The sequence below is a fragment of the Caballeronia sp. LZ029 genome (assembly GCF_031451275.1).
In the GTDB taxonomy this organism is placed as follows: Bacteria; Pseudomonadota; Gammaproteobacteria; order Burkholderiales; family Burkholderiaceae; genus Caballeronia; species Caballeronia jiangsuensis.
Map to the genome: position 1 here is coordinate 962,936 of NZ_JARUXO010000001.1, position 12,562 is coordinate 975,497.

A 12,562-nucleotide genomic window follows, 5' to 3' on the forward strand; every position below is an offset into this window, starting at 1 on the left:
GGTATTTCGCGAACGGTCTGGGCGGCAGCGACTGAACAACGGCGCTCATCGAGGCGCAACGAAAACGCTCGGATGAGCGCGCACGGCATCTTTACGACACTATGGAAATCACACGGATCTGGAATACGAGCTTGTCGGGTCCTGACTCTTACCAGTTGATCGCGGCGAAGTGGTTCGCGGTTGTCACGCTCTGGCTCGTGCCGATTTCGACGGCGGGCGTCAATCTGGGCTCGGCGGCGTGCGCCGTGTTCGCGCTGACGTCGCCGGAAGTGTGGCGGCGGGCGGGCGGGCTGTGGAAGCGCTCGCGTGCGGCGGTTATCGCGCTCGCGCTCTTCGTCGCGCTGGCGTTGAGCGTCGCGTACACGGCCGCGCCGACGAGCGAGGCAATCGACTTCCTGATGAAGTATCGGAAGCTCCTCTTCATTCCGCTGCTGATTCTCGTCTTCGCCGACAGCGAACGCACGAAATGGTCGGCCCTGGCGACGTGGGGCTTGTTCGCCGCGCTCGTCCTCTCGATGGTGCTGACTTACACCAATTTTCTTGGCTGGACCGCGGTCGGGCCGCGACACGGCACGGACCCCGTCTCGAAACCGTGGGTGTTCAAGGACCACATTTCCGGCGGCCTGATGATGGCGTTTCTCGTGTGTCAGTCCTGGTCGCTGGCGGGCACGACGCGCAACCGGACTGCCAGGATCCTGCTCGCGCTGGTTTCGCTGCTGGCGATGGGCAATGTCCTCTTCGTGCTGCAGGGCCGCACGGGTCAGGTCGTCGCGATCTTCTACATGGCGATCTTTCTCGTCATGCAGGCCGTTCAGTTCCGCAAACACGACAAGGTCTCGCGCTGGATCGCCGGCGTGGGCGCGATCATGATCGCTGTGTGCATCGCGGCGTTCGTGCTGTACGCGAAAGACTCGCGCCTGGCCGGCACCGCGCAGGAAATCACCCAGTTCGAGACGCAGAACAAAGTCACGTCGATGGGCCTGCGATACGAGTACTATCGGCGCAGCATCGAGTTGATCGCGCACAGGCCCTTTTACGGATACGGCGCCGGCAGCGTGCGCACGGAGTTCGAGCGTCTCCAGAGCGCGAACGCAGGCGCGAATTTCGTCATGATCGGCAATCCTCACAACGAGTTCCTGCTGATGGGCGTTCAACTGGGCGTCGTCGGCGTGGCGCTGCTCGTCGCGCTGTTCATCACGCTCGCGCTAGAATGCAGCCAGCTTGCCGCGCCCGAGCGAGGCGTCGCAATCGGCTATCTGTTCGCGTTCGCATTGGGATGTTGCGCGAACTCGCTGCTGCTCAATTTCACGGAAGGAAACTTGCTGGTCTTTCTCGTTGGAATACTGCTTGCCGCGGCGCCCCGCCGCGAGAGCCAGTCCCGCGCGTCGAGCGCGGGCGCGGCTCCAAACTGACTATCTGTAGCCGCCGGGCGCCCGGGCGATGAGCGAGCGAGACTGCTCGACGCGCAGGGCAGCCGACGAGTGCGGCGAGTAGGAGATCACCTCTTGAATAAACAGGCAACCTTGCGCAAGACGATCGGCGGCACCGACGTCTCGTCGCCAATGGCCGTTTTGAAGCGGCTCTGGCCGTACATCCGTCCGCTGCTCGGCATGGCGTTGCTCGGCATCGCGACGATGGGCATCGTTGCCGCGAGCGAGGCCGGCATTCCGATGCTGCTCAAACCGCTGCTCGATCACGGCTTCGGCTCGAAAGGCAGCGATCACGCGCGCTGGCTCGTGCCGCTCGCCGTCGTGGGGCTTGCGCTCGTGCGCGGCGCGGCGCAGTACGCGTCCGGCTATTTCCTCTCCTATGTGACGAACAAGATCCTGCTGCAACTGCGGCTCGAAATGTTCCACCGCATGATTCACACGAGCGCGGGCTTCTTTCAGCGCGAGACCGCGAGCACGGTCATCAACGCGATCGTCTTCGAGGTGAATCAGATCCTGAACGTGCTGTCGAGCGTGGTGGTGACGCTCGTGCGCGATTCGCTCACGGTCGTGTTCCTGCTCGGCTATCTGTTCATTCTCAACTGGCGCCTCACGCTGATCGTCGCGGTGATCCTGCCCGCGATCGGCTGGCTCGTCAGCAAGATCAACCGCCGTCTGCGCCGCTTGAACCGCGAGCATCAGGCGCTGACGAACGAACTGTCGTACGTCGTCGAGGAGACGGTCGGCGGCTACAAGGTCGTGAAGGTACATAACGGCGAGCGCTACGAGATCGACCGCTTTTCGGAGATGAGCCATCGCCTGCGCGGCTACTCGATGCGCATGCAGGTGTCCGGCGGGCTCGCACAGCCGCTCACGCAGTTTCTCGCGTCGATCGCGCTGGCTATCGTGCTGACGATCGCGGTCGTGCAGTCGGCGCACGATCAGACGACCGTCGGCGGCTTCGTCGCGTTCGTCACGTCGATGCTGCTCGTGATTTCGCCGCTCAAGCATCTCATCGACATCAATCAGCCGATGCAGCGCGGCGTGACCGCGGCGGAACTGATCTTCGGCCTGATCGACGAACCGGCCGAGCCCGAGGGCGGCGGGCGCCGTCTTCCGCGCGCACGCGGCGAAGTCGAATTCCGCGACGTGACGTTCAGCTACGGCTCCATCGACCGGCCGACGCTCGATCGCGTGTCGTTCAAGGTTGCACCGGGCGAGATGATCGCGCTTGCGGGCCCGTCGGGCAGCGGCAAGACGACGCTCGTGAATCTGCTACCGCGCTTCTTCGATCCGCGCGCCGGTCACGTGCTCGTCGATGGCGTGCCGGTCAACGAATACAGCCTGCACGATCTGCGTAGTCAGCTCGCGATGGTCAGCCAGGACGTCGTGCTGTTCAACGATACGATCGCGGCGAACGTCGCGTATGGTCAGACGCCGGATCGCGATCGCGTGATGTCGGCGCTCGTTGCGGCGAATCTGTCGGAGGTGGTGGCGTCGCTGCCGGATGGCATCGATACGCTTATCGGCGGCAATGGCATGCGGCTGTCGGGTGGACAGCGTCAGCGTCTCGCGATCGCGCGCGCGATCTACAAAGACGCACCGATCCTGATTCTCGACGAAGCGACGTCGGCGCTGGATTCGGAATCGGAGCGGCACGTGCAGTCGGCGCTCGAAACGCTGATGAAGGGACGCACGACGCTCGTCATCGCGCATCGGTTGTCGACGATCGAGCGCGCGGACCGCATCCTCGTGATGGAGGCGGGGAAGATCGCGGAGCAGGGCAGTCATGCCGAGTTGTTGCGCAAGGATGGGTTGTATGCCCACTTGCATCGGATTCAGTATCAGCAGCAGGCGGCGTGAGGGGCGAAGGCGGGTTGGCTTCGAGGTTGTGGATCTCGCCCCAATGCGCATGGGGCGAGGTTTTCGCAGAGGTCACATCAACACAATGTCATACTGCTCCTGACTAAGATTACTCTCCACCTGCAACGAAACCGGCTTCCCGATGAAATCCATCAGCATAGCCAGATGCTGCGATTCTTCTTCGAGAAATAAATCGATCACCTGCTGCGAAGCCACGACCCGAAACTCACGCGGATTGAACTGCCGCGATTCGCGCATGATTTCACGCAGCACGTCATAGCACACGGTGCGCGGCGTCTTCACCTGACCCTTGCCTTCGCATATCGGGCACGGTTCGCACAACACATGAGCGAGTGACTCGCGCGTGCGCTTTCGCGTCATCTCCACGAGCCCCAACTGCGAAAACCCGTTCACCGTCACGCGCGTCCGGTCCCGCGACAAAGCCTTCTTCAGTTCCCACAGAACCTGATCGCGGTGCTCGACATTCTCCATGTCGATGAAATCGATGATGATGATCCCGCCGAGATTCCGGAGTCGCAGTTGCCGCGCGATCGTATGCGCCGCTTCGAGGTTCGTCTTGAAGATCGTGTCGTCGAAATTGCGCGCGCCGACATAGCCGCCCGTATTGACGTCGATGGTCGTCATCGCCTCGGTCTGGTCGATCATCAGATAACCGCCGGACTTGAGATCGACGCGCCGCGACAGCGCCCGCTGAATCTCCGTCTCGATGTTGTACAGATCGAATAGCGGACGCTCGCCGGTGTAGTGATGCAGACGCGGTGCCACCGCCGGCGTGAACTCCGCCGCGAAGTCGGCGAGCATCTGATACGTTTCGCGCGAATCGACCTGCATGCGCGTGGTCTCGTCGTTGACGAAATCGCGCAGTACGCGTTGCGCGAGATTCAGATCCTGATAGAGCAGCGTAGTGGGCGGTACGCGCTGCGCCTGAGCCACAATCGTCGCCCAGGTCTTGCGCAGGTACGCGACATCGGCCGCGAGTTCTTCGCTCGTCGCGTCTTCGGCGATGGTCCGCACGATATAGCCGCCTTTCTCGTCGGCGGGCAGCACGGCCGTCAGGCGCGCGCGCACGGCCTCGCGCTCCGCCTCGCTCTCGATCTTCTGCGAGATGCCGATATGCGGCTCCTGCGGCAGATACACGAGCGTGCGTCCCGCGATGCTCACCTGCGTCGACAGCCGCGCGCCCTTCGTGCCGATCGGGTCTTTCACGACCTGCACCATCAGCGACTGCCCTTCGAAGACGATCTTCTCGATCGGCACATGCGGCGCCGACGAATGCGGCTCGCCCGCGATACGTGGATGCCAGATATCGGCGACATGGAGAAACGCGGCGCGTTCGAGGCCGATATCGATGAACGCGGACTGCATGCCCGGCAAGACACGCACGACACGGCCGAGATAGACATTGCCGACGCGTCCGCGCGAAAGCGTGCGCTCGACGTGAAGTTCCTGAACGGCGCCTTGCTGAACCAGTGCGACGCGGGTTTCCTGCGGTGTGACGTTGATCAGGATTTCTTCGTTCATGGCCTGTTTAGAATGCGACGCGCGCCACGCGCAAGAGTGCTGCTGTTTCGAAAAGGGGCAAACCCATGATACCCGAATAGGACCCGTCGATTCGCTCGATGAACTCCGCCGCGCGTCCCTGTATGCCGTACGCGCCCGCCTTGCCGAGCGGCTCGCCCGACGCCGCATAGCGTTGCAGCGCAGCACGATCGGCGCGTGCGAAGCGCACCGTCGAGCGCGAGAGCGCGGGTTCGAGCAGCGCGCCATCGGCATCGACGACGGCGAGCGCCGTCAGCACTTCGTGCTCGCGGCCCGCGAGGCGTTCGAGCATCGCGACGGCGTCTTCTTCGTGCTGCGGCTTGCCGAGGATCAGGCCGTCGATGGTCACGGTGGTATCGGCGACGAGCACCGGCGCGCTCGCATGACCGCCCGCAACGAGCCGCGCGCGCGCCGCGTGCGCCTTCAACGCGCAGACGCGCACGACATACGCATCGGCGGATTCGCCCGGCAGCTCGGCTTCGAGCGCTTCGGCGTCTTCATCGAGACGGGGAAGGAGGAGTTCGTACCGCACGCCGAGCTGACGCAGCAGCTCCTGACGGCGCGGGCTTTGAGACGCGAGATAAACGAAGGGATGAGTCGGCATCTTGAAGTCAGTTCGAATGGCGCGCACGGCATTCGATCCGACATCGAAAAAGCCTCACGCGCGATGATAGGGATGATTCTGCGTGATGCTCCACGCGCGGTAAAGCTGTTCGGCGAGCAGCACGCGCACCATGCCATGCGGGAGCGTGAGGCTCGATATGCGCAGCATCAGCTCGGCGCGCGCTTTCACGGCCGGGTCGAGCCCGTCCGCGCCGCCGATCACGAACGCGACATCGCGCCCATCCTGCTGCCAGCCGGGCAGGGCGTTCGCGAGTTGCATCGTGGTCCAGTCGCGGCCGCGTTCGTCGAGTGCGACGACGCGCGCGTTCTTCGGCAAGGCGGCTTCGATGCGCTGCTTCTCGGCCGCCATCACGCTTTCGGCATTGCGCCCCGACGAGCGCTGCTCGGGCTTGATTTCCTTCAGCTCGATGCGCAGTTCGGGCGGCATGCGCTTCGCGTATTCGTCGAAGCCATTCGTGATCCAGTCGGGCATCTTGTGTCCGACGGCGAGGATGACCAGCTTCATCGAATGAAGCGGCTTCAGTGCTTGCGCGTGGTCTTGCGCGCGGGACGTTTGATCGCGGGTGCGTCGTCTTCCTCGTCCTCGTCTTCGTCGGCGGTGACGTTCGCGCCGCCGAACATGTTCGGCTTTTGCAGCTTCACACGCACGGGTTTGTCGCCCCAGACTTCCTCGAGGTTGTAGTACTGGCGCAGCGCGGGTTGCAGGATGTGAACGACCGCGTCGCCGCAATCGACCAGCACCCATTCGCCGATCTCTTCGCCTTCCGTGCTGATGATATCGCCGCCGGCTTCCTTGACCTTCTCGCGCACGCTATTGGCGATTGCCTTGGTCTGCCGGTTCGACGTGCCGCTCGCCACGACCACGCGGTCGAACAGCGACGTCAGATGGGTGGTGTTGAACACTTTGATGTCTTGCGCCTTGACGTCTTCGAGACCGTCGATGATCGCGCGTTGAAGCTTCTGAAGTTCCATGGTTACCGTGTCTGGTACAGGTGATGTTGAACAATATAGTCCCATACAGCCGATGGGACGTGATCGCGGGCCTGCGCGCGGGCATCGTGTTCGTCTGTCATCGTGCGCGCTTCCTCGCGGATCGCCGTGGCGGATACGTCGATGAGAAGCGTCTCGTCGATGAGCACGTGACCGTGCGGGCTCGCTTGCAGTGTTTCGGGCGACGCGGCGCGCTTTTGCACTTGCGCCGCGACCACCGCCGGAAGCGTCGCGACATCGAAGCCGGGGCGCGTCTCCACGCAGACATGCGCGTAGTCGAAGAGCCGCATCCATTGATGCCACGAGTCGAGCTTGACGAGCTGATCCGCGCCCATCAGCAACGAAAGCGATGCGTCCGCGCCTTCGCGCTCGCGCCAGCGGGCGAGCGTGTCGACGGTATAGGTGTCGCCCTGGCGATCGATTTCATCGGTGGCGACGATGACCTGCACGCCGTCGAGTTCGAGCGATGCCGCCGCCGCCCGCGTCATCGCCAGCCGATGCTCCGGCGCCGATACGCCTGCCTTCTGCCACGGCTGACCGGCGGGCAGCAGCACGAGATCGGTCAGTCGCAGCAACTCGACGAAACGCCGCGCGAGCGCGAGATGCCCGTTGTGGATCGGATCGAAGGTGCCGCCGAACAGGCCGACGCGCTTGGCGCACGACGCGCGAGCCGATGCGGCCGGGGTCACAGCCATTCCCGCCGCACCAGGAAATCTTCGTAGAGCCGCGCTTCCGGCGTGCCGGGCTCGGGTTGCCAGTCGTAGCGCCAGTTCGCGACGGGCGGCATCGACATCAGAATCGATTCCGTGCGTCCGCCGCTTTGCAGGCCGAAGTGCGTGCCGCGATCGAACACGAGATTGAATTCGACGTAGCGCCCGCGCCGATACGCCTGAAACTCGCGCTCGTGCGCCGAATACGGCGTGTCGCGGCGGCGTTCGATGATCGGCAGATACGCTTTCAGAAACGCATCGCCGACGCTTCGCATCATCGCGAACGAGCGCTCGAAGCCGGGCTCCGAGAAGTCGTCGAAGAAAATGCCGCCGATGCCGCGTTGCTCGTTGCGATGCTTCAGATAGAAATACTCGTCGCACCACGTCTTGAAGCGCGGATACAGCTCCGCGCCGAACGGATCGAGCGCGTCGCGGCAGACCCGATGGAAATGCCGCGCGTCGTCCTCGTAGCCGTAGACCGGCGTGAGATCCATGCCGCCGCCGAACCAGAAGATCGGCGCTTCGCCCGGCTTCGTCGCGGTGAGCATGCGCACGTTCATGTGCACGGTGGGGCAGTGCGGATTGCGCGGATGCATCACGAGCGACACGCCGAGCGCTTCGAAGCCGCGTCCCGCGAGTTGCGGACGCGCCGCGCTCGCGGAAGGCGGCAGCGCGTCGCCCTGCACGTCCGAGAAGCCGATGCCGCCGCGCTCGAAAAACTCGCCGCCTTCCAGAATGCGCGTCACGCCGCCGCCGCGCAGATGCGCGCCGGGCTCGCGGGTCCAGGCATCGGTGGCGAAGGCGGTGCCGTCGAAGGCGCCGAGGGTATCGGCGATGCGCGTCTGCAGGCCCGTCAGATAATCGCGGACGGCTGCGATATCGTGGGCTGCGTCGTGTTCGTTGTGTTGTTCCGCGCTGCGGTTCGGTTCACTCATCGATTGCTGCGTGCGCCCTGTAGGCGGCCATGAATGGGCGGGGGTTAACCCTTCGTCTCGGAACTCTGAAAAGCACGCTGCCGGACACGAGGTCCGGCAGCGCGTCGGCTCATGCGGCGCAAGCCGCGCGGTGCCGCTTCAGTGCTTGTCGGCAGGCTTGTCCGCCGACTGCTTGCGGTTCACCGCCCGATAGCCGATGTCCCGGCGGTATTGCATGCCGTCGAAGGAAATCTGGTTGACTGTATCGTAGACCACGGATTGCGCGCCGCGCACGGAATCCGCCAGACCGACGACGCACAGCACGCGTCCGCCCGAGGTCGTGAGTTTCCCGTCGGTAAGCGTGGTGCCCGCATGGAAAGTGACGGAATTCTCGGTTTCCGCCGGAATGCCGTTGATGCGGTCGCCCTTGCGCGGCGTCTCCGGATAGTTGTGCGCCGCGAGCACGACACCGAGCGCCGTACGGCGGTCCCAGTCGAGATCGACGGTGTCGAGTTTGCCGTCGATCGCCATTTCCACGACCTTCGAGAAGTCGCCCTTCAGGCGCGCCATGATCGGCTGCGTCTCCGGATCGCCCATGCGGCAGTTGAATTCGAGCGTTTTCGGATTGCCGTTCGCGTCGATCATCAGGCCGGCGTACAGGAAGCCGGTGAAGCGGATGCCTTCGCCTTCCATGCCGCGCACCGTCGGCTGGATGATTTCGCGCATCACGCGCGCGTGCAGTTGCGGCGTGACGATCGGCGCGGGCGAGTAGGCGCCCATGCCGCCCGTGTTCGGACCCTTGTCGCCGTCGAGCAGGCGTTTGTGGTCTTGGCTGGACGCGAGCGCGAGCACGTGCTTGCCGTCCACCATCACGATGAAGCTCGCTTCCTCGCCCGCGAGAAATTCCTCGATCACGACGCGCGCGCCCGCGTCGCCGAGCTTGTTGTCGGCGAGCATGGAATCGACGGCGGCGTGCGCCTCTTCCAGGGTCATCGCCACGACGACGCCCTTGCCGGCCGCGAGCCCGTCCGCCTTGACGACGATCGGCGCGCCTTTCGCGTCGATATACGCGTGCGCGGCGGCGGTGTCGGAGAAGGTTTCGTACTCGGCCGTCGGGATGTTGTGGCGCTTCATGAACGCCTTCGCGAAGTCCTTCGAGCTTTCGAGCTGGGCGGCTTCCCGGCTCGGCCCGAAGATTTTCAGGCCGCGCGAGCGGAACAGATTGACGATGCCCGCGGCGAGCGGCTGCTCCGGCCCGACGAGCGTGAACGCGACATGCTCCTTCTCGACGAAATCGGCGAGTTCCGCCGGGTCCGTGATGTCGACGTTGCGCAGACGCTCGTCCTGCGCGGTGCCACCGTTGCCCGGCGCCACATAGACGATCTGCACGCGCGGCGATTGCGCGAGCTTCCAGGCCAGCGCGTGTTCGCGGCCGCCGGAACCGACGACGAGTAACTTCATTTGAATCCCCGAAATCCTGACAAAAAGCGGCTTGAGAAAAAGCGGCGGGCGCATGGCCCCTGACTTGCGCGCATGACGGCGGTCGATGCGTCGCGAAGGCGGCTCGCGCTGACATCGGCTGCGTCACGCGCCTTCCAGGGGCGATGCCGCGCCGCAAAGATCGCGCGGCGCTGCTCCGGCATGCGAGCCGAAGCGAAAGATGTTCCATGCGGGGCGGGGCGGCTTTCGTTTGCGCCGCGCCCCGCGCGATGCGAAGCTCAGTCTTCGTTGATCGCGGCGTTTGTATAGACTTCCTGCACGTCGTCGAGATTTTCGAGCGCGTCGAGCAGTTTTTGCATCTTCGCTGCGTCGTCGCCGGTGAATTCGACTTCCGTCTGCGGTTTCATCGTCACTTCGGCGAGTTCGGCCTTGAAGCCCGCGGCTTCGAGCGCGTCCTTCACCTTCTGAAAATCGTTCGGCGGGCAAATCACTTCGATGCTGCCGTCCTCGTTCGTCACCACGTCGTCCGCGCCGGCTTCGAGCGCCGCGTCCATCAGCTTGTCTTCCGGCGTGCCGGGCGCGAACAGGAACTGGCCGACGTGATCGAACATGAACGACACCGAGCCGTCCGTGCCCATGTTGCCGCCGAACTTCGAGAACGCGTGGCGCACTTCCGCGACGGTGCGGGTGCGGTTGTCCGTCATCGTGTCGACGATGATCGCCGCGCCGCCGATGCCGTAGCCTTCGTAGCGGATTTCTTCGTAGTTCGCGCCATCGACGCCGCCGACGCCGCGCTGGATCGCGCGGTTGATGTTGTCCTTCGGCATGTTGGCGTCATAGGCCTTGTCCACGGCCAGGCGCAGGCGCGGGTTCGAATCGGCCTCGCCGCCGCCCATGCGCGCCGCCACCTGGATTTCCTTGATGAGGCGCGTCCAGACCTTGCCCTTCTTCGCGTCGGCCGCGGCTTTCTTATGCTTGATGTTGGCCCATTTGGAATGACCCGCCATTACCTTTCTCCATCGCGCTCGGGCGTCGAGCCGTGCGCCTAGTGTGCTGTCGTGCTTGCTTTGATGCCGAATGTGTCTGTCCGCGCCATCCTTCTCAGGCGGCTGCGGGTTCGCTCGCGGATCGTCGGATCCGGCGTTACCCGAATAGGAGCAGACCGAAATTTTAGCATGGCGGCGCACGCTCCCAGAACCGCTGCGCGCCGGCCGAAACGGGAAAAATGATGCAAACCGCGTGAAATTCCGGCGAATCGCGGCGAAATCGTGCAAAGGCGGCGGTAAACGCAAACCGCCGCGCGGATGGCGCGGCGGTCGAAGGCGAAAACCCGGAATGAAACGGACGCTCAGTTCTTCGTGCCGAACAGGCGGTCGCCCGCGTCGCCGAGGCCCGGAACGATATACGCATGCTCGTTCAGATGCGAGTCGAGCGACGCCACGTAGAGCTTCACATCCGGATGCGCGTCCTGGAACACCTTGACGCCTTCCGGCGCCGCGACCAGCGCGACGAACACGATGTTCTCGCTCAGCACATTGCGGCGCTTCATCACGTCGACGGCGTGCACCGCCGAGTAGCCCGTCGCGACCATCGGATCGCACAGGATGAAGACGCGCTCTTCCAGATCGGGCGGCAGGCGCACGAGATACTCGACCGGGCGATGATCCTCCGCCCGATACACGCCGATATGCCCGACGCGCGCCGACGGCACCAGATCGAGCAGGCCGTCCGACATGCCGATGCCCGCGCGCAGCACCGGCACGATCGCGAGCTTCTTGCCGGCGATCACGGGCGCGTCGATATCGACGAGCGGCGTTTCCACGCGTTTGGTCGTGAGCGGCAGGTTGCGCGTGATTTCATAGCCCATCAGCAGCGTGATTTCCCGCAGCAGCTCGCGGAACGTGCGCGTCGACGTGTCCTTGTCGCGCATGTGGGTGAGCTTGTGCTGGATCAGCGGGTGATCGAGGATGAAGAGATTGGGAAAGCGGCTGTCTTGTTTCATGGGTCTCGCGCGCGCGGCGCGTCCTGCTCGTGTGATGTTCTGCCTGCGACGCTCGGGGAGCGACAGTGGCGACAGTTTACCCAAAAGCCCGCCCGCACCTAAGAAGAATCGCGCGCCTCGTTCCATACGGCCGCCGACGTTGCCGCCCCGATTCTTCTAGAATTGCGCGATAGACATGAGACCCGCGTGCGCCACGGCGCGCATGTTCGACCAACGCATAAACAAAACTGGAGGATCGACGATGGATATGGGAATCGCGGGCCGCACCGCGCTGGTGTGCGCGGCGAGCAAGGGCCTCGGACGAGGCTGCGCCGAAGCGCTCGCCGCCGAGGGCGTGAATCTGGTCATCACCGCGCGCACGGCGGAAACGCTCGAAGCGACGGCCGCGCACATCCGCGCGCAATACGGCGTGACCGTCACGACGGTCGCGGGCGACATCACGACGCCCGAAGGCCACGCCGCCGCGCTCGCCGCGTGCCCATCGCCCGATATTCTGGTCAACAACGCGGGCGGGCCGCCGCCGGGCGACTTCCGCACCTTCACGCACGACATGTGGATCAAGGCGCTGGAAGGCAACATGCTGACGCCGATCGAGCTGATCAAGGCGACCATCGACGGCATGATCGGGCGCGGCTTCGGGCGTATCGTGAATATCACGAGTTCGTCGGTGAAAGCGCCGATCGATGTGCTCGGCCTGTCCAACGGCGCGCGCTCCGGGCTCACGGGCTTCGTCGCGGGCGTCGCGCGCAAGGTGGCGTCCACCGGCGTCACGATCAACAATCTGCTGCCGGGCACCTTCGACACCGACCGCATCGCCGTGACGATGGAAGCGCAGGCGAAGGCGCAGAACATCTCGATCGAGGACATGCGCGCGCGCCGTGCGCAGAGTCTGCCCGCCGGACGGTTCGGCACGTCGGAGGAATTCGGCCGTGCGTGCGCGTTTCTATGCAGCGTGCACGCGGGCTATATCACCGGTCAGAACCTGCTGATCGACGGCGGCGCTTACCCCGGCACGTACTGACCAAGGACACG

The 12,562-nt window shown here is 64.4% G+C and carries 12 protein-coding genes; 3 read left to right on the plus strand and 9 right to left on the minus strand.

What is annotated here, in order from left to right:
• Positions 1–101: 101 nt before the first annotated feature.
• The gene (locus QCE73_RS04505; RefSeq protein WP_051627239.1) at positions 102–1,412 is read left to right on the plus strand and encodes an O-antigen ligase; all 1,311 of its coding nucleotides are present in this window, start codon (positions 102–104) and stop codon (positions 1,410–1,412) included.
• Positions 1,413–1,505: 93 nt separating this feature from the next.
• Positions 1,506–3,290: a lipid A export permease/ATP-binding protein MsbA gene (msbA, locus tag QCE73_RS04510; RefSeq protein ID WP_035510394.1), complete on the plus strand. Its 1,785-nt coding sequence runs from the start codon at positions 1,506–1,508 to the stop codon at positions 3,288–3,290.
• A gap of 72 nt (positions 3,291–3,362) precedes the next feature.
• Here msbA and rng read toward each other — a convergent pair whose 3' ends face one another.
• From rng to upp, 9 genes are all read right to left on the minus strand, one after another.
• Positions 3,363–4,832 carry a ribonuclease G gene (rng, locus tag QCE73_RS04515; RefSeq protein WP_309879955.1) on the minus strand — a complete coding sequence of 490 codons (1,470 nt, stop codon included), beginning with the start codon at positions 4,830–4,832 and terminating at the stop codon, positions 3,363–3,365.
• A gap of 7 nt (positions 4,833–4,839) precedes the next feature.
• Positions 4,840–5,454, minus strand: a complete 615-nt coding sequence (locus QCE73_RS04520; RefSeq protein ID WP_309879956.1) for a Maf family protein — start codon at positions 5,452–5,454, stop codon at positions 4,840–4,842.
• 54 nt (positions 5,455–5,508) lie between these two features.
• Positions 5,509–5,979 carry a 23S rRNA (pseudouridine(1915)-N(3))-methyltransferase RlmH gene (gene rlmH / locus QCE73_RS04525; RefSeq protein WP_035510408.1) on the minus strand — a complete coding sequence of 157 codons (471 nt, stop codon included), beginning with the start codon at positions 5,977–5,979 and terminating at the stop codon, positions 5,509–5,511.
• A gap of 14 nt (positions 5,980–5,993) precedes the next feature.
• A complete protein-coding gene (gene rsfS, locus QCE73_RS04530) occupies positions 5,994–6,446 on the minus strand; it encodes a ribosome silencing factor (RefSeq protein ID WP_035510410.1) in 453 nt (150 codons plus the stop codon).
• A 2-nt stretch (positions 6,447–6,448) separates the two neighbouring features.
• A complete protein-coding gene (locus QCE73_RS04535) occupies positions 6,449–7,159 on the minus strand; it encodes a nicotinate-nucleotide adenylyltransferase (RefSeq protein WP_309879957.1) in 711 nt (236 codons plus the stop codon).
• Positions 7,150–8,109 carry an oxygen-dependent coproporphyrinogen oxidase gene (hemF, locus tag QCE73_RS04540; RefSeq protein WP_309879958.1) on the minus strand — a complete coding sequence of 320 codons (960 nt, stop codon included), beginning with the start codon at positions 8,107–8,109 and terminating at the stop codon, positions 7,150–7,152. The genes QCE73_RS04535 and hemF overlap by 10 nt, the downstream gene beginning before the upstream one ends.
• Before the next feature lie 138 nt (positions 8,110–8,247).
• Positions 8,248–9,549 (minus strand): phosphoribosylamine--glycine ligase, encoded by a 1,302-nt coding sequence (gene purD, locus QCE73_RS04545; RefSeq protein ID WP_035510454.1) that lies wholly within the window; start codon positions 9,547–9,549, stop codon positions 8,248–8,250.
• A gap of 257 nt (positions 9,550–9,806) precedes the next feature.
• Positions 9,807–10,535, minus strand: a complete 729-nt coding sequence (locus tag QCE73_RS04550; protein WP_035510416.1) for a YebC/PmpR family DNA-binding transcriptional regulator — start codon at positions 10,533–10,535, stop codon at positions 9,807–9,809.
• A 341-nt stretch (positions 10,536–10,876) separates the two neighbouring features.
• A complete protein-coding gene (gene upp, locus QCE73_RS04555; protein ID WP_035510419.1) occupies positions 10,877–11,530 on the minus strand; it encodes a uracil phosphoribosyltransferase in 654 nt (217 codons plus the stop codon).
• Between the two features lie 241 nt (positions 11,531–11,771).
• Here upp and QCE73_RS04560 point away from each other — a divergent pair, with 241 nt between their 5' ends.
• A complete protein-coding gene (locus QCE73_RS04560) occupies positions 11,772–12,551 on the plus strand; it encodes an SDR family oxidoreductase (RefSeq protein ID WP_187609441.1) in 780 nt (259 codons plus the stop codon).
• Positions 12,552–12,562 lie beyond the last annotated feature (11 nt).